At 45.4% G+C, this 21,182-nt stretch carries 19 protein-coding genes; 6 read left to right on the forward strand and 13 right to left on the reverse strand.

The window, feature by feature from the left end:
- The first annotated feature begins 185 nt into the window (after positions 1 to 185).
- Together QUA42_RS09885 and QUA42_RS09890 are read left to right on the forward strand one after the other, a co-directional pair.
- Positions 186 to 3,506, forward strand: coding sequence for a DEAD/DEAH box helicase (locus QUA42_RS09885; RefSeq protein WP_333137139.1), 3,321 nt, complete (start codon positions 186 to 188; stop codon positions 3,504 to 3,506).
- 213 nt (positions 3,507 to 3,719) lie between these two features.
- Positions 3,720 to 4,547: an SWIM zinc finger family protein gene (locus QUA42_RS09890; protein ID WP_333137140.1), complete on the forward strand. Its 828-nt coding sequence runs from the start codon at positions 3,720 to 3,722 to the stop codon at positions 4,545 to 4,547.
- Between the two features lie 150 nt (positions 4,548 to 4,697).
- Here the strand turns inward: QUA42_RS09890 and QUA42_RS09895 are convergent, their stop codons facing one another.
- Both QUA42_RS09895 and queG read right to left on the reverse strand, forming a co-directional pair.
- Positions 4,698 to 5,336, reverse strand: a complete 639-nt coding sequence (locus QUA42_RS09895) for an HAD-IA family hydrolase (protein WP_333137141.1) — start codon at positions 5,334 to 5,336, stop codon at positions 4,698 to 4,700.
- Between the two features lie 170 nt (positions 5,337 to 5,506).
- Entirely contained in the window at positions 5,507 to 6,472 is a 966-nt protein-coding gene (gene queG / locus QUA42_RS09900) for a tRNA epoxyqueuosine(34) reductase QueG (protein ID WP_333137142.1), read from the reverse strand.
- A gap of 279 nt (positions 6,473 to 6,751) precedes the next feature.
- Between queG and QUA42_RS09905 the strand changes: the two genes are divergently transcribed.
- Both QUA42_RS09905 and QUA42_RS09910 read left to right on the forward strand, forming a co-directional pair.
- Complete coding sequence (locus tag QUA42_RS09905) at positions 6,752 to 7,714, forward strand: orange carotenoid protein N-terminal domain-containing protein (protein ID WP_333137143.1); 963 nt, start codon at positions 6,752 to 6,754, stop codon at positions 7,712 to 7,714.
- 347 nt (positions 7,715 to 8,061) lie between these two features.
- A complete protein-coding gene (locus tag QUA42_RS09910) occupies positions 8,062 to 8,496 on the forward strand; it encodes a nuclear transport factor 2 family protein (protein WP_333137144.1) in 435 nt (144 codons plus the stop codon).
- 347 nt (positions 8,497 to 8,843) lie between these two features.
- Here QUA42_RS09910 and QUA42_RS09915 read toward each other — a convergent pair whose 3' ends face one another.
- The 3 genes from QUA42_RS09915 to rsmH all read right to left on the reverse strand — a co-directional run bounded on the left by QUA42_RS09915 (position 8,844) and on the right by rsmH (position 12,901).
- Positions 8,844 to 9,266 carry an ATP-binding protein gene (locus QUA42_RS09915; protein WP_006633914.1) on the reverse strand — a complete coding sequence of 141 codons (423 nt, stop codon included), beginning with the start codon at positions 9,264 to 9,266 and terminating at the stop codon, positions 8,844 to 8,846.
- 496 nt (positions 9,267 to 9,762) lie between these two features.
- On the reverse strand, positions 9,763 to 11,436 hold the full coding sequence (locus tag QUA42_RS09920) for a SpoIIE family protein phosphatase (RefSeq protein ID WP_333137145.1): 1,674 nt from the start codon (positions 11,434 to 11,436) through the stop codon (positions 9,763 to 9,765).
- A gap of 562 nt (positions 11,437 to 11,998) precedes the next feature.
- Positions 11,999 to 12,901 carry a 16S rRNA (cytosine(1402)-N(4))-methyltransferase RsmH gene (gene rsmH, locus QUA42_RS09925; RefSeq protein WP_333137146.1) on the reverse strand — a complete coding sequence of 301 codons (903 nt, stop codon included), beginning with the start codon at positions 12,899 to 12,901 and terminating at the stop codon, positions 11,999 to 12,001.
- Between the two features lie 57 nt (positions 12,902 to 12,958).
- On the opposite strand from rsmH, the gene QUA42_RS09930 reads away from it, so the two are divergent.
- Entirely contained in the window at positions 12,959 to 14,143 is a 1,185-nt protein-coding gene (locus QUA42_RS09930) for an NAD(P)H-quinone oxidoreductase subunit H (RefSeq protein ID WP_333137147.1), read from the forward strand.
- 232 nt (positions 14,144 to 14,375) lie between these two features.
- The gene (locus QUA42_RS09935; RefSeq protein WP_333137148.1) at positions 14,376 to 15,590 is read left to right on the forward strand and encodes a class I SAM-dependent methyltransferase; all 1,215 of its coding nucleotides are present in this window, start codon (positions 14,376 to 14,378) and stop codon (positions 15,588 to 15,590) included.
- A gap of 11 nt (positions 15,591 to 15,601) precedes the next feature.
- Here the strand turns inward: QUA42_RS09935 and QUA42_RS09940 are convergent, their stop codons facing one another.
- From QUA42_RS09940 to QUA42_RS09975, 8 genes are all read right to left on the reverse strand, one after another.
- A complete protein-coding gene (locus tag QUA42_RS09940; protein WP_333137149.1) occupies positions 15,602 to 15,943 on the reverse strand; it encodes a DUF5615 family PIN-like protein in 342 nt (113 codons plus the stop codon).
- Positions 15,940 to 16,164, reverse strand: coding sequence for a DUF433 domain-containing protein (locus QUA42_RS09945; protein ID WP_333137150.1), 225 nt, complete (start codon positions 16,162 to 16,164; stop codon positions 15,940 to 15,942). The genes QUA42_RS09940 and QUA42_RS09945 overlap by 4 nt, the downstream gene beginning before the upstream one ends.
- Positions 16,165 to 16,281: 117 nt before the next feature.
- Entirely contained in the window at positions 16,282 to 16,929 is a 648-nt protein-coding gene (locus QUA42_RS09950) for a hypothetical protein (RefSeq protein WP_333137151.1), read from the reverse strand.
- A 113-nt stretch (positions 16,930 to 17,042) separates the two neighbouring features.
- Positions 17,043 to 18,143 (reverse strand): DNA cytosine methyltransferase, encoded by a 1,101-nt coding sequence (locus tag QUA42_RS09955; protein WP_333137152.1) that lies wholly within the window; start codon positions 18,141 to 18,143, stop codon positions 17,043 to 17,045.
- A 96-nt stretch (positions 18,144 to 18,239) separates the two neighbouring features.
- Entirely contained in the window at positions 18,240 to 18,989 is a 750-nt protein-coding gene (locus tag QUA42_RS09960) for a Uma2 family endonuclease (protein WP_333137153.1), read from the reverse strand.
- Between the two features lie 138 nt (positions 18,990 to 19,127).
- Positions 19,128 to 20,402, reverse strand: a complete 1,275-nt coding sequence (hisS, locus tag QUA42_RS09965; RefSeq protein WP_333137154.1) for a histidine--tRNA ligase — start codon at positions 20,400 to 20,402, stop codon at positions 19,128 to 19,130.
- 130 nt (positions 20,403 to 20,532) lie between these two features.
- Complete coding sequence (locus QUA42_RS09970) at positions 20,533 to 20,814, reverse strand: hypothetical protein (RefSeq protein WP_333061263.1); 282 nt, start codon at positions 20,812 to 20,814, stop codon at positions 20,533 to 20,535.
- A 34-nt stretch (positions 20,815 to 20,848) separates the two neighbouring features.
- Entirely contained in the window at positions 20,849 to 21,124 is a 276-nt protein-coding gene (locus tag QUA42_RS09975) for a photosynthetic electron transport-dependent transcriptional regulator PedR (RefSeq protein WP_006633901.1), read from the reverse strand.
- Between the last annotated feature and the right edge of the window lie 58 nt (positions 21,125 to 21,182).

The raw sequence follows: 21,182 nt of genomic DNA on the forward strand, positions 1-21,182 counted from the left end.
TTAGTTATCTAGGACAGGGAATAAGCCGTAAAGTGCGCCATAAGTACCTAAATATACAGGTTCTACCTACCTAATTCCTATCAGGCTTAAAATTTCCTCGGTTTGTTTTAAATAAAAATTTCATAAATTTCATATAAATTCTGTAGTCAATCTCGCACTTAAATACAAATTTCAGGGTAAAAAATATGGCAATTTTACACGGCAGTTGGCTCCGAGAGAATGAAAAAAGTGGCTTATTTATTTGGGGAGAAACTTGGCGAAAATTTGGGGCAATTCACACCCTAGAAGCGGGGAGCAATCTACCGCACCCCTTAGCAATGACCGAAGCTGAATTTAAGAGTTTCCTAAATTCCTTGCAGCAGTCGGGAAAACTGGATTGGCAATTACCGGAAACCGCAGAAACTCCACCGGAAAAAAGCAAAAAAACTAGGCGATCAACCAAAACTCAAAACGCAGCCGAAATTAGCGCACCCAACTCCTCAATTCAAAGGGAAATTCGGGCGATCGCACTTCCCACCCAAATCTCAGAATCGAACGCAAATCTGATGCCGCAGCACTCAGCAGCAGCACTTGAGGAACCCGCTAAAACCGAGGATATTTACCTTTATCCCTGGCAAGTCGAGGGTTTGTGTCTCAACCCTCAAGCAGCTTTTGTTTTCTTGCAATCACTACCGCTTAACAGTACGGAACCCGACTCTTTTGTCGGCTCAGATTTGCGTTTTTGGTCTCATATTGCTAGGTGGAGTTTGGATTTGTTGGCAAGATGCAAATTTTTGCCTGGATTGGAGAAACAGTCCGACGGTTCTGCTATTGCCAAATGGCAACCCCTGTTAGATAGTTCTACAGACTTACTCCGCCTCGCAACTTTTGTCAAGCAAATGCCGACGGCTTGCCGAACATATCAATCGAAGGAAGAAGGAAGAGGGAAGAAGGAAGAAGGAAGAGGGAAGAAGGAAGAAGGAAGAGGGGAAAAGGAAGAAGAATCCAGTCAATTGCCTTTAACGGTGGATTTGCCGATGGGGGCGGAGGAATTGGTGTTAGGCTTCTTGAGTAGTATTGTAGATAGTCAAGTGCGATCGGCTGGTAGCTCTACTTTAGAGATCAAAGCAGTTTCTCCTGTGCGCGAGTGGCTGCAAGCTTTGCAGCAGGAATCGGGGATTGTGCAAGTAGAAACAGCAGCATTGGAAAACTTGGCAACCAAGCTGAGTGCTTGGACTGCACCGCTGCAAAACCAACTATCTCAACAAAGTCAATTTCGCACTTGCTTTCAACTCATACCACCAGCGCCCGGTAAAGCCAACTGGAATTTAAATTATTGCTTGCAAGCAGCAGATGAAACCGAATTTTTGGTGGATGCGACAACTGTTTGGAACAACTCTGTAGAGCGTTTGGCTTATGCGGGGCGGACAATAGAATTGCCTCAAGAAACTTTGCTTAGCGGCTTGGGTTTAGCCTCGAAACTTTATCCGTTAATTGAACCGAGTTTGCAAGCACAGCGGCCTCAATCTTGCCAATTAAATCCGCTGCAAGCATACGAGTTTATTAAGTCTGTAGCTTGGCGCTTTGCTGATAGCGGGTTGGGCGTAGTTTTGCCGCCGAGTTTGACAAAGAGTGAGGGTTGGGCGAGTCGTTTGGGTTTGAGCATTCAAGCGGAAACTCCGAAAGTGACTCCGGCGAAAGGTGGGGTGGGATTGCAAAGTCTGCTAAATTTTAAGTGGGAATTGACGATCGGCGGACAGCGCATTTCTAAGGCAGAATTTGACAGATTGACCGCGTTGAATTCGCCTTTGGTGGAGATTAACGGCGAGTGGGTGGAGTTGCGCGCGCCGGATGTGAAAGCCGCTCAAACTTTTTTTGCCAGCCGCAAAGAGCAAATGACTCTTTCTTTGGAGGATGCTTTGCGTTTGGCGTCGGGCGATACTCAGATGATCGAGAAATTGCCTGTGGTGAATTTTGAGGCTACGGGTCAGCTTCAGGAATTGTTGAATACTTTGAGCGATAATCAAGCGGTAAGTGCGATCGCAACTCCGGCTAGTTTCCGAGGACAATTGCGACCTTATCAAGCGCTAGGAGCAGGCTGGTTAGCATTCTTAGAACGCTGGGGTTTGGGCGCTTGTCTCGCGGACGATATGGGACTTGGAAAGACCGTCGAGCTAATTGCTTTCCTCGTGCACTTACAGGAACAAGATTCTCTAGAAGCGCCAACATTACTGGTTTGTCCGACATCGGTATTGGGCAATTGGGAGCGCGAAGTCAAGAAATTTGGTCCGACCCTAAAAGTATTAGTTCACCACGGAGACAAACGCGCTAAAGGCAAAGCATTTGCGACGGCAATTAAGGGAAAGGATTTAATCATTACCAGTTACGCGCTGGTGTTTCGAGATGCGAAGGAATTTCAAGGCATTAAATGGCAAGGATTGGTTTTGGATGAAGCGCAAAATATTAAAAATTCCGAGGCGAAGCAGTCGCAAGCGGTGCGAAAAATCGAGGCATCTTTTAGAATTGCGCTGACAGGAACTCCGGTGGAAAATAGACTGCAAGAATTGTGGTCAATTTTGGAGTTTCTGAATCCTGGCTATTTGGGACCGCGCAATTTCTTTCAGCGCCGATTTGCAATTCCGATCGAGAAATACGGAGATCGAGAATCATTGCAGACTTTGCGATCGCTCGTTCGGCCTTTCATCCTCCGCCGCCTGAAAACAGACAAAGAAATCATCCAAGATTTGCCCGAAAAACAGGAGATGACTGTATTTTGTGGGCTTGCTGCTCAACAGGCGGTATTATATCAGAAAATAGTCGAAGAGTCAATAGCGGAATTAGAATCAGCAGAAGGCATTCAGCGCCGGGGAATGATTCTGGCTTTGCTGGTAAAACTCAAGCAACTTTGCAACCATCCGGCTCTTGTGAAAGCAGAAGCTAAGCCGAAAGAATTGGAGATTAAGAGTCAGGAATCGGGGAAATTGCAGCGGTTGGTGGAAATGTTAGAAGAGGTGCTCGCTGAGGGCGATCGGGCTTTAATTTTTACTCAATTTGCTGAATGGGGAAAACTCCTGAAACCACATCTAGAACAGCATTTAGGGCGAGAAGTTTTGTTCTTGTACGGAGGAATTCGGCAACAGCAGCGGGAAGAAATGATCGATCGCTTCCAGCACGACCCCCAAGGCCCGCCGATTATGATTTTATCTTTAAAAGCAGGCGGCACAGGTTTGAACTTAACCAGAGCAACCCACGTTTTCCACTATGACAGATGGTGGAATCCCGCAGTAGAAAATCAGGCAACTGACCGCGTATTTCGCATCGGTCAAACTCGCAACGTGCAAGTCCATAAATTTGTCTGCACAGGTACGTTAGAGGAGAAAATACACGATATGATCGAAAGTAAGAAAGCTCTAGCCGAACAAGTTGTCAGCGCCGGCGAAAACTGGCTCACCGAGCTAGATACAGACCAACTTCGCAATTTACTAATCCTCGATCGCAATGCTATTATAGAAAACGAAGAAGAATAATGTGCTTAATTTTCTTCGGCTTCTGGTGAGGACTTTAGTTATCAAAAATCAGAGGAATTACGCACTCTGACCACAGAAACCGGGTTTTTTACCAGAATTAAAGGTGAGAGTTCAGTTTTTCGGTAAAAAACCCGGTTTCTGACTCTCCTAAATAACTAAAGCTTTCTTCCTTCTTCCTCCTTCCTTCTTCCTTCTTCCTTCTTCCTTCGGCTTATGATTGACAGAGAATGGTGGACACAACAGTGGTTAGATTTAATAAATACCTACCGCTTCAAAAAGCGCTTAGAACGTGGCTGGCAATACGCGCGGGAAGGTAAAGTTCTCAGCATTAAATTTCCCAATCAAGAAGTAATTGCCATAGTTCAAGGAACTGATCCTAAACCCTATCAAGTTTCTTTAGGACTCGATACATTGACTGATGAAGATTGGGATTATGTGATTGAAAATATGTCGCAAAGAGCAGTTTTTTCAGCTAAACTCTTAGCAGGAGAAATGCCGCACAATATTGAAGATGTATTTGCAGCAGCGGGCAAAACGCTATTTCCGTTAAGCTTATCTGATATTCGATCGCGCTGTAGCTGTCCTGACCCGAAAAACCCTTGCAAACACATCAGTGCAGTATACTACTTATTGGGCGATCGCTTTAGCGAAGACCCCTTCGTACTCTTTCAATTGCGGGGGAGAACCAAAGAGCAAATCTTGACAGCACTCCGTCAGAGACGAGGTACGCAAGGAGAGGAAAATTCCCCAGTCAACTCCGGCGAAAATGCCCCCACTACGAATTCTAAATTGCCGAAGGTCGATCGCTTTTGGGAATACAACCAGCAGCTAGAATCATCTTTAGTAGTCATTGTTCCGCCGCCCAGCAGCGAAACAGTATTAGATATCTTAGGCCCAATTCCCATCGCCACCGACGGAAAAGGAACCGCTAGCAAATCCTCCCCCGCATCTGACGCACTCAAGCAGCATTTTAGCAAAATCTACCAAGCAGTTAGCCAGCAAGCAGTTTTAGCAGCACTGAAACGGAGCGAAGGAGATTAACATAATTTATTCGCAAAGATGATACTAGGGAATATGGCGGATAAAAATCAGGCTTTAATACCCATTTTATTCTTGAGTCCCTCTCTGCTTGAACGAGAGTTTGTCTAGAATAGATTTCAAGCGACGAGTCTTACTTTTGGCCATTTCAGTTTAAAGTTCCCACAAATTACTCATAATCTCTATCAATTCCTGGGGGCGTTTAATCAAAAAATCGGGATTGTGTGCAGCCAAAACCTCCTGAGAATTAAAACCCCAAGCTACAGCCATTACCTTAATTCCGGTTTTTCTAGCAGCGTCTATATCTCTAATCTCATCTCCCACATAAACGACTTGTTTAGGATTTATATTTTCTCTTCTTAGCCAGCTATTAATAACTTTATGTTTGCCAAAAGTTGAACCAGAGTAAATAAATGTGAAAGTGTCTTGCAAACCATTTTTTTCCAGCGATGCCAAGACGTTTTCTCGGGAATTAGATGTGATAATGCCCAGTTGAAATCCCAGTTTTTTTAACTCCACTAAAACTTCTTTAATCCCCGGAAATAACTGAATGTTGGGAATTTCGCTGCGTAACTCCGCTTTCAACATTCTAATCAACAGCGGGAATTTGAAGATAGAAATGCCCGAATACTGAAGGACTTGCCAAGAAGTTAAATTGCTCAGTTGAGCGATTTGCTCTTTGGTCGCAGATTTAAAGCCTAATTCTACTGACAAACGGTTGGTGATGCTTAGAAGAATATCGATTGTATCTGCTAAAGTACCGTCAAAATCAAAAATAATTACTTTGGTCATTGGACAATAGCAAATAAGGAACGGGGAAGCATACAATTTTAGATTTTAGATCTTAGATGAGAAATGACTTACTGCATAATGTATTCACTCTTGGCGATTCAGTACATAGCCTAGGGTTATTATCTAGAGGGTAATGCGCCCCCTAAGCACCCTGACGAACCTCTCAACTTTTAAGGGTTAATTTGATTGGCTTTGGCATTTCGCCGCAGCATTTCGGGTTTAATGCGCCGCAGCGCCGAAGCTGTAAATCTGCGGTTCCATTCTTCGTCGGAAATGTCCGCTAATTCTGCAAGTGTCGGTGCTATGTTTTCAGGATAAGGCTCAAACTCTGCCACATCAGTTGGTTTCGCAAATCGCTGATTCCAAGGACAAACATCCTGACAAATGTCGCAACCTGCTACCCAACCTTGTAAATTAGATGCAATTTCGTCGGGCAATTTTTCGGCTCGATTCTCGATCGTGTGATAGGCTATACATCGATCGGCATTCACCACAAAAGGCTCAGTAATTGCTCCCGTCGGACACGCCTCAATGCAGCGAGTACAAGTACCGCAATGTTCCGTATGGGGATCATCCGGCGCTAACTCCAAATTAGTCAAGATTTCGCCCAAAAACATCCAAGAACCGTATTCGCGCGAAATTACATTACCATTTTTGGCAATCCAGCCAATCCCTGCACGCTGCGCCCACATTTTATCCTGAACCGGCCCGGTATCAGCATAATACCGCGCTTCAATTCCCTCGCCTTGCGATCGCACCCAATTTGCCAAAACCTTCAGTTTTTTGTGCAAAATTTTGTGGTAATCCCTTCCCCAACCGTAGCGAGAAATTTTAGCATATTCGATCCCTGCCTCGACCCCCTCCTCACCAGGGGGATTTGAGGGGCGTTGGTGAGGTGTGTAGTAGTTGATGGCGACACATATTAATGACTGCACCTCTGGCATTATTAATCGAATATCCTGCCGTTTCGGGTTTGCCATCCACGCCATATCCGCCTGATAACCCTTGTCCAGCCAAGCTTGCAATCTTTGTTTTTCTAGATCGAAATCCGTGTCTTTTGAGGCTATCCCGACTTTGTGAAATCCCAACTCAAGGGCTTTTTGCTTCACCAAAATGCTGCTAATTGGCGCTTTCATTTGATACCAGGCAAATATTTACCTTTTGTATTGACTATTTTGATTTTATATGATAAATAAAGCAATTTTTAACGATCAGTTTCCTAAATAACCTAATTCGGCGCACAGTCTAGTGACGGCGATCGCAATTTACCAAACCATTGATCATAGTTTTATAACTCAGCTATATGTAATTTATATTTGCAAAAATTAACAAAACGTTACATGATGTTAATCAAGGGAGCTTGAGGTTTCCTAACTCAAGTACCTCACTAAAACCACAAATCCCACAGCATACACATGGCAGTTAGCATTCAATCCGCTCAATCTATCTTCTCAAACACCGAGATTGCTAGCGTTGTTCCGGCTACCACCGAAGCCTTCTACAAACTCAGCGTTGAAGACCAACTAGCCTTGCTCTGGTATGCCTACACCGAAATGGGCGTTTCCATCACCGCAGCAGCTCCGGGAGTAGCCAGCATGGCGCTTGTCGAAGGCATCCTCAGCGAAATCAAGCAAATGTCGCCGGCTGCTCAAAGCAAAACCATGTTTGACCTCGCCAGCAACGCCGACACAACGATAGGTCGGATTTACACTTCCTTGCGCGTCAACACCAAACTCGGTTTCTGGTACGAGTTGGGACAGTTGATGAAACAGGGCCTTGTCGCTCCGATCCCCGCTGGCTATCAAATGTCTTCCGAAGCCACCCAAGTCCTTGAAACCATCAAGAAACTAGATCCAGGCCAGCAAATTACCGTACTTCGGAATACCGTAGTTAACATGGGCTATGACCCTGCTTTTAACCAAGAGTACGCCAAACGCTCTGCCCCCCGCAGCACTCCCACCGCTCTAGAAGAGCGGGTAAAAACCACAATTGAGGGTATTAGCGAGCAGACTGTGCTCAGCTACATCGACTACATGAACGCCTTCGACTTCACCCCAGCCGTCGGTTTATTTGCTGAAGAAGGTGCCCTGCAACCGCCTTTCCAAAAGCCGATAGTCGGTCGCGAAGCTATCCTGAACTATATGCGGGAAGAGTGCGTCGGACTGAAAATGATGCCCGAGCGAGGCGTATCGGAACCCGCAGAAGATGGCTACCGCCAAGTGAAAGTCACTGGCAAAGTCGAAACTCCCTGGTTCGGATCGAATGTGGGAATGAACATTGCGTGGCGGTTTTTGCTCGATCCCCAAGGTCAAATTTTCTTTGTGGCGATCGACTTGTTGGCATCTCCTAAAGAATTGCTCAATTTGATGCGTAAATAGAATATTCTGGTTCGGTCAGTCAAACAGACTTGGCCAGAAACCCAGATGCCTAGAGGCATCTGGGTTTCTATCATTTTAGATTTTAGATTTTAAATTTTAGATTCAAGAATTGAAGGATGGGAAATGACTGATGGTATCAGGGTTTGCAGCTTGGCTACACTTACATTTTTTGAAAGTAATATTGATTTTGGTCGATCGCTCTGAAAGCTGCGCTCGACGCTCTGCGGTTCCCGATTCCTCCTTTTTTCGGAGAATTATTTTCCTACCCCTACTTATATCTTTTGAGGGATTTGCTGCGACAAAGAGAATGATTACAGTATACTCATTCATTTGAAATCACTTGTTTTATGACCGCCACAACTCGACCTATTTTAACTAACTCTATAAAGATTGCAGGCATCACAATACCAGGGATACTGCAATATTTTGAAACTTTAAACGCAGGGGACTTTGAAGCGACGGCTAATTTATTGGCCGATGATGGCGTTCTGCACGCGCCGTTTGAAGATCCAATTATCGGCAGGATTGCGATCGCCACTTATCTAAAAAAAGAAGCACGAGGAATGCAGCTAGACCCCCACAAAGGTGTCAGCCAAATTTTAGAAGATGGCAAAGTAGAAGTTCAGGTCAGCGGTCGGGTGCAAACTTCCGCATTTGGTGTTAATGTCGGATGGCTATTCTTGCTCAATTCTGAGCAAAAAATCCTTTCTGTCACCGTCAAACTGTTAGCTTCTCCCCAAGAATTGCTAAGTCTGCGGTCACAGAAAAAATTTGATGTTTAATAAGCTGTTTCAGATTTAAATTGCCTATTTGGGTTTGACCTGTCGAGTTCACGTAATAGCTTAAATCGTGAACTCGACAGGTCAATCGGCTTCTTATGGCAAGAAGGAGGCAGAAACGGGGTTTTTTTCCCAATTTCTGGTGAAGTGCCGCTCACGGTAGAAAAAATCGGTTTCGTGGCTATTTGTGCGATCGGGACTTTACCCCTACAATCTTACAGTCTCGCCTTGGGCTGACGCTACTGCACGGAAAATTGGCTGTCACCGCAGCGCGTGCGACAGACAGCCAAAGCGAGTCTAAAAGTGCATTGCCAATCATTAAGGACTAATGACTAATGACTAACGACTAATTAAGATTTTTCCGGCAAACTCGCTTCCAACTTTAGACAGTTGCGACCGTCTATTTGCAAAGTGTAGTCCACCCGATCCATAAGTCTGCTCATAATCAGCCAGCCGTAGCCGCTTTCCTGTTTAGCTTCCGGCCTCGGGGGATTGTAAGTATCCATTTCGTAACCTTTACCGTAATCCCAAATTTCTAAACCAATATCCCTATTTTTTAAATTCAAGCGAATTAACACGGGCAAATTGGGTTGATCTTTGTGAGCATGGCGGATCACGTTAGAATAGGCTTCTGCTAACACCAAGCGCAAACGATTCGACTGACGCGGCCAATCGACGTGCTCTCCTAGCTCTACTTCCAAACTGCTCAGCAACCAATTTTCAACAATTGTTAAAAACCGCAAGTCGCTTGGCACATGAAGCTCAGTATTCATAAAAAAATCCCGTAAGTTTGAAAACCCTGTGTATTCACACCAGGTATGAAACACGACGCGCCGAATGGATTCGGCCTCAATACTTGTCGCTACTTGGGGGATACTAGCCTTTTCTGTTTAAAAATCAGGCATTCGTCATTCGGTAGAAGGCAGAAGTTAAGAGTATAGTTGAAAACTTTAGTTATGGGTCTAAAGCCCATTAACAATTGATAATTATACCGAGACTGCAAGCAGCGAGGTATAAAAAATCTTTGTTTCAATCCCTGGCTTTTAAGCTTTGGTTTTTTCTGACCAATGCCTTCTACCTTAACCTTTTACAGGTGTTTAATCCCCCAGGAAAGCGATTCAGGAAACTAGCTGCGCCATCGCCGGCTAGGTTTTTTACTGTTGACGATAACGCCGTCCTTTGCAGGACTACTCTGTGGCCCGTCAACCTGCAGGGCGTAAGTTTTTTTGGCTCTCACCCCCGACTATGGGTCGGGAGTCGCTGACAGATTCAAAGAACCTCCAGAGAGAGTATGGTTTGGTCGTCTTCCTGAACGGGATTATCGGCTCGGATGTGAGCCAACAAATTGTCCAAGTTGAAAGAACCAGGTTCCTGAATCAAGAGTTGCCAAAGCCCTTCTTGTTGTAGCATAGAACGGGTTGGTACACCCCCTGCGACCGCTTCAGTGGTCACGCTAGCTTCAGTAATTCCGTCACTCGTCAGCAGAAATACATCTCCTGACTTTAATTCGATCGCACCTGCTTTGCCTCTCCAAACTGGTAGTATCCCCAAGGGAATGCCACGAGCTTTCAGGAAATTAGGCTCGGCTGGCGTTTTACCGCTAGCGGCTTGAGCTTTCACCTCCGAGTGAGACCAAACAATCGGGTAAATGTGACCGGCATTAGCAAAGGCGAGGTGTCCGGTTGACGGAGTGTAACGAGCAACAACCATTGTAATAAAATGGTTGTTGCCGATCAGGTCGTCAGACATACTGCTATTCATGTTCTGCATAACTTGATCTGGCTCTGGAGAAACTTCTTGGGAAAGTTCCCGCCGCATCACCGAAATCGCGCTGGCCATAAATAGAGCAGCCGGAACTCCCTTACCCGAAACATCTCCCACCGCTATCCAGATATCCCCTTGGGAGTGGACGTAGACTTCAAAAAAGTCGCCACCAACTTCCCGCGCGGGATAACAGCAAGCTTGCACTCTGACTGTTTCAAAATCCGGCCAACTTTGGCGCAACAAGTTTGTTTGGATTTGGCGAGCCACTTCCAACTCGTTTTGCATCTGCTTGGCTAAATCCAGAGTGCGCTGGTAGAGCTTAGCTTGAGACAGGGCGAGAGCTGCTTGAGCTGCTACACCTTCTATTAACTCTATATCTTCTGCCGACCAAGGGTTAGTGCCGCCAATCTGGGACAAAGCCAGTACCGCCAGCAATTCTTGCTGGTAAGTCAGGGGCACGGCAATCTCAACCGAGTTACCATTCCCCCCACTGTTTGAGTTCACTTGAGTTTGGCGGGTGGCTACAGCTTGAACCAGCAAATTTTCATCAAAAGAAAAGTTACTGGCATCGTCGGTTTGGGCTTGGTAGGGGAAGGTACTAGGCAATAGTCGATCGGTCTCTACCGGCCGCAGCATACAATAGTTGGCCTCAAAAGTTTGACCTACGGTTTGAACAATAGTTTGTACCATACTAGAGTAATCTAGCGACCCGCGAATGACGCTCATTACCTCATTGAACAGAGATTCCTTGCGTAAAGCGCGGCGCAATGCAACGCTGCGCTGCTTGTAGTATTTGTAAGTATCTGAGGCTTGATTGATCACCAATTTGAGTTCTTCTGGATTCCACGGTTTGGTGATGTATTTGAACACTTGACCTGAGTTGATGGCCTCAACCAAATCTTCAACATCGGTGTATCCCGTTAGCAGAATCCGAATCGTATCGGGAAATCGCTCGACTGTTTTCCCCAAAAACTCGGTGCCATTCATTTCTGGCATCCGCTGGTCAGATATAATCACCGCCATCTCGCCCTGTTCGTCTAGAACTTCCAGGGCGCTGAGGGCGCTATCTGCTTTGTAAACCTGAAAGTCGCGTCGAAACGTCCGGTACAATAAATCCAAGTTGTCGGGTTCGTCATCGACTACCATCAGTTTCAGCTTGCTTCCATCTCCCCGACTCATCTTTCTTCCCCCTTGAAAACCCCCACCATAGCTGTAATCAGCAAGGTGGCGGGAGGAAAAGGGGGGCTGGATATATGCAACATATCAGTTACGTCAAGTTGAGTTAAAGAAACCCGTTTTACCTCAAGGTGAGCATTCCTTTCGCACCATCTGTTCCCACAGATGAGAGGCTTTCGATACTGTAACCCGCCTCGGTAGGCCGCTTCAATAGGGAAAATTCCCGAGTCAGCTTTCACGCTGTGATACGAGCAATGACCTTGTTAGCAGTCGGTACTTTTCTAAACACACCAGCATTCAAAACTGCTAATTAATGCTCTGATTGCAGAGTTCTTAACTAGCTGGGCACTGTCCTCGGTGTGAATTTTAACACTTACTACTAACGCAGGTATTGCTACCTAAGTCTGGTCAACACCGGCTGTATTTCAAGCCCCACTGTACCCGGAGGGTTAGTGGTGGGTTGTTGGCGCTATTCCCTACATCTTTGCCGCATCGTACTTGATTGCTGCATGCAAGTCTCCCTAATCTCTGAACTTTTTGCAGCAAGCATATTACTACTGCCGAATCAAGTTATTCTTTCTGCCAGTCTGAGCTTAGCAGAACGAGAGCGGGGATTTCTAGCGACTTCTTCGGATTGTGGCCCGATCGGCTTTTTTGTCAGTACCTGCAAATTGGGTGTTCCTCTGAGTTGGTGCTTGACTGGTCGGTCTTCGAGACTGTGAAATGTAATGATTCCGATTCTCCCACCGGGTTTTAACCACCTTGGGGCTTGGTTGAGGAAAGTTTCTAAAGAAGCGAGTTCGGAGTTGACAGCTATCCTTAAAGCTTGGAAAGTACGGGTGGCCGGATGGATTCTGCCGTTGCGCTGCTTGGGGGGGAAGCTGGAGGCGATCGCCCCTGCAAGTTCTGTTGTAGTTTGAAAAGGACGCCCTTGCACAATCCGCCTTGCGATGCGCCGCGACAGCCGCTCCTCGCCGTACTTGTAAATAATATCTGCTAGTTTAACTTCTTCCCAGTGGTTGATAATCTCTTCTGCCGTCAAAGATTGCTGCTGGTTCATACGCATATCTAGTTGAGCTGGGTGGCGAAAACTAAATCCTCGTTCCGGTGTATCGAACTGAGCAGAGCTGACGCCCAAGTCTGCTATGATACCATCAAATTCGGCCTCTGGGGACTGATATTCAGCAAAGTTGCCGTGCCAAAACTTAACGGGCGAGTTGGCAAATCGGGCTTGGCAAAAACGGATGGCTTGTTCATCGCGGTCGATCGCCACCACTGTAACATCTGGCGCCGCCGCTAAAATCAAACTCGTGTGTCCGCCGCCCCCAAGCGTCGCGTCCAAATAGTGTCCGCCTGGACGCACAGCCAAACCCGCAATTAATTCTTGACCCAAAACTGGAACGTGATAGGTGTCAATACTGACATCTGATCCAGGGGTATCCTTCTCAGAGAGCTCGATATCCTTCATAATCTATAAAGCGAAACAAAAATCAACAATAGTCAGTAATCATTAATTCATTTAATTATGTCAAGAATTGAGACTAGAACCGAACCGATGGTGCTCAACATGGGGCCGCACCACCCATCCATGCACGGGGTACTCCGGTTAATTGTCACCCTGGACGGGGAAGATGTGGTGGACTGCGAGCCTGTTTTGGGCTATCTGCACCGGGGGATGGAAAAAATTGCCGAAAATCGCACCAACGTGATGTACGTGCCCTACGTGAGCCGCTGGGACTACGCTGCGGGGATGTTTAACGAAGCGGTGACAGTGAATGCACCGGAAAAGTTGGCAAATATTGCTGTCCCGAAACGGGCTAGTTATATTCGGGTAATTATGCTGGAGTTGAACCGGATTGCTAACCACTTGATGTGGGTAGGGCCGTTTTTGGCGGACGTGGGCGCGCAAACTCCTTTTTTCTATACTATGCGCGATCGCGAACCAATTCTCGATTTGTGGGAAGCAGCCACAGGTTATCGCATGGTGAATAATAACTATTTCCGCATTGGCGGAGTTGCCGCCGATTTGCCTTACGGTTGGGTAGATAAGTGCGAAGATTTCTGCGATTACTTCCTTCCCAAAATAGACGAATACGAACGTTTAATTACCAACAATCCAATCTTTCGCCGCCGGATTGAAGGCCTGGGTACGATTTCCCGCAACGAAGCGATTAACTGGGGACTTTCCGGCCCCATGTTGCGCGGTTCCGGCGTAAATTGGGATTTGCGGAAAGTTGACCATTACGAATGTTATGACGACTTCGACTGGGAAGTTTGTACCGAAGCTGGTGGCGATTGTTTAGCCCGGTATTTAGTACGGATTCGGGAGATGCGCGAGTCTGTTAAGATTATCTATCAAGCCTTGAAAGGACTCCCCGGCGGATCTTACGAGAATTTGGAAGCGAAGCGACTCGAAAGCGGTCCCAAATCTGAATGGAATGGTTTTGACTATCAGTTTATTGGCAAAAAAGTAGCGCCGACTTTTAAGATTCCCAAGGGCGAACATTATGTCCGCGTTGAAAGCGGCAAGGGTGAGTTGGGGATTTATATTATCGGGGATGATAGTGTGTTTCCTTGGCGCTGGAAGATTCGGGCTGCAGATTTTAATAATTTGCAGATTTTGCCTCACATTGTGCGCGGCGTGAAGATTGCGGATTTGGTCGCAATTTTGGGGAGTATCGACATTATTATGGGCTCGGTTGACAGGTAGGTTTTGTCGGTTTTTATCTAAGAAATTAACCCGGTTTTTTTATGGAACCGGGTTGATTTTTTTGAACCCCAGATAAACGCGGATAGATATCGATTAATTTTGCTGTTAAGGTAGCTAAAATATACCTGATTTCTCTCTTCTCTCTTCCTCTGTGCCCTCTGCGCCCTCTGCGGTTAATAAAAAAAATCTCTCCTTCACAAATGAAATAACATCAACTTTGATTCGATAAATTATGAAAGTCCAGCAACCAGATATCAATGACAGCAATCCGGAGCTCTGTGCTTTAATCTGCGAAAGAATTGCCGCCAGTCCCCAGCAGCGAATTACTTTTGCTGAATATATGGATTTGGCATTATATCATCCGCAGCACGGTTATTACAATAGCGATCGCCAGTCGATCGGCAAACAAGGCGATTTTATCACGTCGTCTCATTGGGGGGCTGATTTTGCGGAGGTTTTGGCAGAGGAGTTTGTGGAAATGTGGGAATTGCTCGATCGCCCTTTCAATTTCGCGATCGTCGAAATGGGCGCTGGGCGGGGAAATTTTGCCGAAAATGTACTGCAATATCTGCAACGGCAACATCCCGACTTATTTAAAAATTTAACATACATAATTGTTGAAATTTCGCCAATACTTCAAGCGGAACAACGCCAAAAGTTAGGTGATATCAAGTGCGTTAAGTGGTGCAATTGGGATGAGATAGTTAATAATTCAATAATCGGTTGTTTCTTTTCTAATGAGTTAGTGGATGCTTTGCCCGTGCATCAATTCATTCTGGAAGAAGGGCAAGTTAGGGAGATTTACGTTGCCTGCGAAACCCAAAAAAATGAACAAGAAGAGATAAATTTTGTTGAAGTAATTGGCGAACTTTCCACGCATAAAATTGCCGAATATTTGGATTTTGTAAGCATCGATTTGTCGGCGAGTGTTTATGGGGATGGTTATCGCAGTGATGTGAATTTGGCGGCTTTGGACTGGATGAGTACAGTTGCTCAAAAGTTGCAGCGGGGATATTTGTTAACTATTGATTATGGTTATCCGGCGCACCGCTATTACAATCCGAGGCGCAGGGAGGGGACGCTACAGTGTTATTATCTGCACCGATATCACAATAATCCTTATATTAATGTGGGGCGGCAGGATTTAACGGCTCATGTTAATTTTACGGCGCTGGAAAGGCAGGGAGAATTGTGCGGTTTGGAGGTGGTAGGGTTTACTCAGCAGGCTTTGTTTTTGATGGCGTTGGGTTTGGGCGATCGTATTGCTTCTCTGTCTACAAATGATGCAGAAGTATTGGATGTGGCAACGTTTTTGCGCCGACGGGAGGCTTTGCATCAGTTGATCGATCCGATGGGTTTGGGGGGTTTTGGGGTTTTGGTGCTGTGTAAAGGGTTGAGGGAGGAGGAAAAGCGGAGAATATTGAAGGGTTTGATGGTGCCTGATTAGTGATTAAAAGTTTAATTTCCACTAATCTCCACCAGTGGTTCACCTGCTTTCAATATCTCCAAAGCTTCAGCTAATGTTGCACTCAAAATCTCTCGCAACCGAGCGTTTGATGTATTGCCGCACGTCAACCAAATAATCTGTGGCGGTGAACCCAGGCGAGCGACCAAATCAACAAAGTCACTATCTTTAGTCATTACGATAACTCCCTGCGCTCTCGATGCCTCAAAAATTTCAGGATCTTCGGCATCTCTCAAGCCAATCTCGCGCAAGCCTACTGCTGTGACACCAAATGTGTTTGTAATCCAGGTTGCGATCGCCGGTGACAGATGTGCATCTACCCAAATTATTGTCATGCAACCAATACCGGATGATTTAGTTTGCGCGAAGCATACAAAAGAGATGCTTTCAGATCGTCAGCTTCAAGATCGGGCATTTCTTCTAGTATTTGTTCCGCACTCAAACCAGCCACAAATAAGTCCAGTACGTCTGATACCCGAATTCTCATGCCGCGAATGCAAGGGCGACCGCCGCACTGTCTAGGATTAACCGTGATTCTTGCGAATAGCTCCGACATTAAAGTTAGCTCCTACAACGCTTAGTTATAGTATGAATGAGAGCGCTCGTAATTGTCAATAACTGCATTCCCGTGATTATTAACTAATTAAGCTGTATCAATTGCTTTGGTCATCACTTAAGCGCACTGACTCAGTGGCGGAAATTCCCATTTTCCAGAATATAAAGTAGATGGCAGCTTTAAACAATAGGCAGCAGGAACCACCTCGATCAACCACCAATTAAACATATCTCGTTGAGGCGCAGCAAAACCAGAAATAGCATCTCCGGTAATGGCATCATACAAAATATCCAAGATGGCATTATAGGCTGTTTTGGTGTTGAGTGTTTGCAGCAAGCCGTATAAGATATTATAAGCTTCGTCAGTAGCTTGATATTTTCCGATTTGGTTGATATTAGGAAACAAGGTATCAGCCCAAGTTTCTGGGATTTCACAACTATCCTTCAGCCAACAAGATACAATTCCTTCAACGATATCAGCCTTGTGTTCTTCAGGAAAGTAATGTTTAATAGTCGGTTTAGCTGCTAATGCTATTCCATAAGCCATATAGACGTATCGCTGATGGGATATTGGATCATTAGGCATTCCAAAGGCTGTCATTACTTCTACAAAAGCTTCTTCTACATTGCACTTTCCACCTCGTTCGTATAAATCGTCATATTTTCTGTCCCCAACCGTCTGAAGTGTTTGCTGTAATTCCTCTGGAATAGTTGAGTGGCTGGGCAATTTAAAATCGGTGTAGTGACCTAGAGCAAACTTTATCATTGACTTTCCCTCCTTATGTATTTTATTTAATCGTAAACCCAGAGCCAGCTATTTTTAAGCTTCTGATATACCGCCACATTTGAAATCAACTCTAAACTCTGCTAGGACACCTCTTATTCAGCCCATTTTAATCGTTCCTGAATTGACATCCCCTGCAATTTTTGACTCATTTCATATAAATCAACTTGGGGATAATCCCCCTTAAATAGCGGAATCAAAGCCTCAACAACAGCCGCAATTCCCTGCGGCGGCACTGCATTGCCAATCTGCCGCCGCACTTCAGTTGTAGAACCTTCAAAAACAAAATCATCGGGAAATGTTTGCAATCTTGCCCTTTCACGATTTGTCAAAGAACGCGGTTCTAAATAATGATAACCCCAAGTTCCGCCACCTCCACCAGCAATGATTGTTGATGATGGTTTATCTGGATGAATTCGCCGATAAACGTGACTGATCATGCCTTTGACATAGTATGGACTATCCTTGGGAATATCAGAAAAATTGCCTCCCGGTTTAATTCGATTTAAAATTTCAACGGTGCGGGCTTGAATTTTATGATGTTGGTTATTGTTAAGAACTGCTTCTACATTTTTGAGTGCTTCGCCCGCAGTTCGATAAGGACTTTTGCGATTTTGACCGTATTCTGGCTGAGGATGTACAAAGTTAAATCCTGTATTCATCCGAATGCCAACTAATAACACTCTTTGGCGAAATTGCGGAACTCCGTAATCAGCAAAGTTGTATAGTTTAGGTTTAACTAAGTAGCCTGGAGCGATACTTTCAAAGTCGGAGATTATTTGTTTTATTGCTTGATAATTATTTGCACTTAATAAGCCTTTGACGTTTTCTGCTACAAAAGCTTTGGGCTTTTTTTTATTAACAAAATCTAGAAAATATGTATATAAATTACCTCTGGTTCCTTCAAGTCCGGGGCGCTTCCAAATTAGGGAGAAATCTTGACAGGGAAACCCTCCTATACATATTTCAGCTTCGGGAACTTGTGCAATGTCTATATTTTCTATGCTGTCGTTGATGATGACATCAGCAATGTTTCTGCTGAATGTTTTGCAGGCGTATTTATTGGAGTCGATCGCCCAAACTACCTCAAATCCGGCTTGGTGGAATGGCAGATCCATGCCGCCGCAACCAGAAAATAAGGATATGAGTCGCGGTTTTTTTGTCCACGCGATCGGCTGGAGACGTTCGATTAACATAGGAGTGCCAAGTTCGCCAAGGGCGGGCGGGATGCCCGCACCACAAGAGTGTCATCATACCAAAACCCGATCGAACTCGACTCATCAATTGATATTTCACTCTTCGTCATCTAACTCGATCCCCGCTTGACGCAGTTTTTCGGCCAATCTTTCAGCGCGCAGTCTTTCGCGATCCGCTCTTTCTTCCGACCACAGCAACAACTCGCCTTCTGCATCCCACCACCTCAACCAACAGCCTGTTCTCCCTTCGTGGGTTCCTTCCCAAACTCCTAAAAACAAGTTTAATCCGGGTATCCAATAACGTCCATTTTCATCGGGTTTTTGCAAGTTGTAGTGCTCTGATTCTAAAGCGTAAACTTCTAAACGAGATGTTTTGGCTCGGAATATGACGTATCTGGGGACTTTGATTACTTGCTCGTAAAAATACCACTTTCCCACCCGCGAGGTAAATTCAACGGAGTATTCTTCTCCATAGGTTTCTGAAAGAAACTCCATCACGATTTGGGGGATGGTTCCTTCTGTGTGTGGCGTATAACTACGGCGTACTTGAGAGACATTTTTTGGATTGACGGGTTTCACGTACATCCAATCTGGCGCTTTGCAGATAATACGCTGTTCGTCGCTGGTTGAACCTGGGAAACTTATGCCGGCACACAAGGCAAAGTTGGAAACAATTAAGGCATCCTGCATTAATTCTGGAAATGCTGTTAGCGGCTGGCGCAAAGCGGCGGCTAATAATGGTTGGCTTTCGTCTTCCACGGGGTCGTCTGGTAGTTGAAAATCTTCTGGTAGTAGCGGCCAGGTAATTGTGAGTTGTGTTTCAGGATTTTTAGTTGCTACAGACATAGTTTATCAGAGGTTAAATGTTTTAATTCTTAAATTATATCTCTTGGTTTTTGGGATTAATGTTAATGGCTTAATGACGAGGCAGATCCTCTGGATATGCGTTACCGGGCAGAGCCTGGTAACGAGGAACCGAGAGTTTTAAGGGTTGTTAATTTTCTGCTGTAGTTCGGTGGTCATGGCTAGTAGTTCTGATTGCCCGATCGCACTTTGTTCACCACTCGCCAACCACTTCAATTGTACCGTCTCGTTTTCAGCTTCCGCATCTCCCAAAACTAAACACGCAACTGCACCGCTTCTGTCGGCTCTTTTAAACTGTTTCCCGAAAGCACTGCCGCTCAAATCTATCTCTACACTAAACCCGGCACTGCGCAATTTTTGAGCTAACAATACCGATTGCTGTTCTGCTTTTTCGCCCCTGGATACCAAATAAAAATCTAACTTCGGCGCGGGCAAAGGTTGCAACTTTTGCAGCAGGATAATTAACCTTTCGATACCCATTGCCCAACCGACTGCCGCCGTATCAGGGCCCCCCAATTCCTTGACTAAACCGTCGTAGCGACCGCCTCCGCAAACTGTTGCTTGCGCTCCCAAATCGTCGGAGATAATTTCAAATGCGGTGTAGGTATAGTAATCTAAACCGCGCACTAATCGGGGATTTAACTGATAGCTAATTCCTAAATTTGTGAGCATAAGCTGCACTTGCTCGAAGTGCGATCGCGACTCGTCGCCCAAATATTCTAAAATGCTCGGCGCACCCTCTACAATTTCTTGAGTGCGCTGATTTTTGCTGTCCAATATCCGCAGCGGATTCCGAGTCAAACGATCTTGAGAATCCGCGTCTAATTCGTCTTTGTGCGGTGTAAAATAATCTATCAAAGCTTGTCGGTAATTTTGTCTGTCTTGCTTATTTCCGACAGAATTAATATCGAGGCGCAAATTTTTTAAACCGAGGGTTTGCAGGATGTCGCAGGCGATCGCAATTACCTCGACATCCGCACGAGGATTCGCACTCCCCAAGACTTCCACGCCAATTTGATTAAACTGCCGTTGTCTTCCTTCTTGCGCGCGTTCGTAGCGAAACATCGGCCCAGCATACCACAGACGCTGCACGTCTCCCGCCGCGTACAAACTGTTTTGAATAAAAGCTCGCACTACTCCGGCGGTGCCTTCTGGACGCAAAGTCGTCGATCGATCGCCCTTATCCTTAAAAGTGTACATTTCTTTGCCTACGACATCGGTAGCTTCGCCAATGCCGCGTTCAAATAAAGATGTCTGTTCAAAAATTGGCGTCCGAATTTCTCGATAAGCCGCTTTTTTCAAAATTGTCCTAGCGACTTCTTCTATATTTTGCCAATATTGAATTTCAGCGGGCAAAATATCCCGCGTTCCCGGTAAAGTTTTAATTGCACTCATTTTGTTAGTCAGTAGTCAGTTGGCAGTAGTCAGTTGTGATTAGTAATTAGTCATTAGTCATTGGCCATGAGTCATTAGTTATTAGTCAAGAGTTAAGAGTTAACACTCAACAACTAACAATTCCCAATAACTAATGACTTAATAATTCCCACGCTCCGTAACGATCGCCATAATAAGCCAAAATGCGATCGACCCGCTCGCGACCTGCCAAATCGAACCCTTCAGGATACTGTATCCACAAACCCCCAACTTGGCTGTCGTAGTAATCAAACCGCTGCGACTGCTGCGGAATTAAACCGGTTTCCACCCCTTCAACTTGACGCAAATGGATCGCCACTTCGCGATACACCGCCAGTGGCAATCCAGGGCATTGAATTTGATAGCGGAGTTGTTTTTCTTGTGCCGTTTGCATCATTTCTTTGCCTGTCCCCAACCAGAATCCCTACTTAAGATACTTCTTTATCGATCGGCCGCGGTAGAGGACAGCAGTTAATATTGTCCAAACATACCTTTCCCCACTGCAACGCCCAGCGTACAAGCGTAACTCGATTGTCAGCGCGCGTCTTGTTCAAGATATTGCTAATGTGGTTGTCAACTGTACGCTTGCTAATCTCTAACTTTTCGGCAATTTTCTCATTAGTCAATCCCGCCGCTACTAACTCTACCACTTGCAATTCTCTGTCCGACAGGGTGACAGGGGTCCCAGAGACAATCCCACTCATAAATTTTTCCTATGTCTGCATATTTACCTATCTACAATTCTAAAGGATGAGGGATCGA

It is taken from the genome of Microcoleus sp. Pol11C2 (assembly GCF_036701505.1).
In the GTDB taxonomy this organism is placed as follows: Bacteria; Cyanobacteriota; Cyanobacteriia; order Cyanobacteriales; family Microcoleaceae; genus Microcoleus.

Bases quoted from the DNA above. Each gene is read 5' to 3' on its own strand.
- QUA42_RS09970 (WP_333061263.1), bottom strand. From the start codon at position 20,814: ATGCAAACGGCACAAGAAAAACAACTCCGCTATCAAATTCAATGCCCT.
- QUA42_RS09945 (WP_333137150.1), bottom strand. From the start codon at position 16,164: ATGTCGGAGCTATTCGCAAGAATCACGGTTAATCCTAGACAGTGCGGC.
- QUA42_RS09950 (WP_333137151.1), bottom strand. From the start codon at position 16,929: ATGATAAAGTTTGCTCTAGGTCACTACACCGATTTTAAATTGCCCAGC.
- QUA42_RS09890 (WP_333137140.1), top strand. From the start codon at position 3,720: ATGATTGACAGAGAATGGTGGACACAACAGTGGTTAGATTTAATAAAT.
- QUA42_RS09915 (WP_006633914.1), bottom strand. From the start codon at position 9,266: ATGAATACTGAGCTTCATGTGCCAAGCGACTTGCGGTTTTTAACAATT.
- QUA42_RS09930 (WP_333137147.1), top strand. From the start codon at position 12,959: ATGTCAAGAATTGAGACTAGAACCGAACCGATGGTGCTCAACATGGGG.
- rsmH (WP_333137146.1), bottom strand. From the start codon at position 12,901: ATGAAGGATATCGAGCTCTCTGAGAAGGATACCCCTGGATCAGATGTC.
- QUA42_RS09940 (WP_333137149.1), bottom strand. From the start codon at position 15,943: ATGACAATAATTTGGGTAGATGCACATCTGTCACCGGCGATCGCAACC.
- QUA42_RS09885 (WP_333137139.1), top strand. From the start codon at position 186: ATGGCAATTTTACACGGCAGTTGGCTCCGAGAGAATGAAAAAAGTGGC.
- QUA42_RS09935 (WP_333137148.1), top strand. From the start codon at position 14,376: ATGAAAGTCCAGCAACCAGATATCAATGACAGCAATCCGGAGCTCTGT.
- queG (WP_333137142.1), bottom strand. From the start codon at position 6,472: ATGAAAGCGCCAATTAGCAGCATTTTGGTGAAGCAAAAAGCCCTTGAG.
- QUA42_RS09955 (WP_333137152.1), bottom strand. From the start codon at position 18,143: ATGTTAATCGAACGTCTCCAGCCGATCGCGTGGACAAAAAAACCGCGA.
- hisS (WP_333137154.1), bottom strand. From the start codon at position 20,402: ATGAGTGCAATTAAAACTTTACCGGGAACGCGGGATATTTTGCCCGCT.
- QUA42_RS09975 (WP_006633901.1), bottom strand. From the start codon at position 21,124: ATGAGTGGGATTGTCTCTGGGACCCCTGTCACCCTGTCGGACAGAGAA.
- QUA42_RS09920 (WP_333137145.1), bottom strand. From the start codon at position 11,436: ATGAGTCGGGGAGATGGAAGCAAGCTGAAACTGATGGTAGTCGATGAC.
- QUA42_RS09905 (WP_333137143.1), top strand. From the start codon at position 6,752: ATGGCAGTTAGCATTCAATCCGCTCAATCTATCTTCTCAAACACCGAG.
- QUA42_RS09960 (WP_333137153.1), bottom strand. From the start codon at position 18,989: ATGTCTGTAGCAACTAAAAATCCTGAAACACAACTCACAATTACCTGG.
- QUA42_RS09910 (WP_333137144.1), top strand. From the start codon at position 8,062: ATGACCGCCACAACTCGACCTATTTTAACTAACTCTATAAAGATTGCA.
- QUA42_RS09895 (WP_333137141.1), bottom strand. From the start codon at position 5,336: ATGACCAAAGTAATTATTTTTGATTTTGACGGTACTTTAGCAGATACA.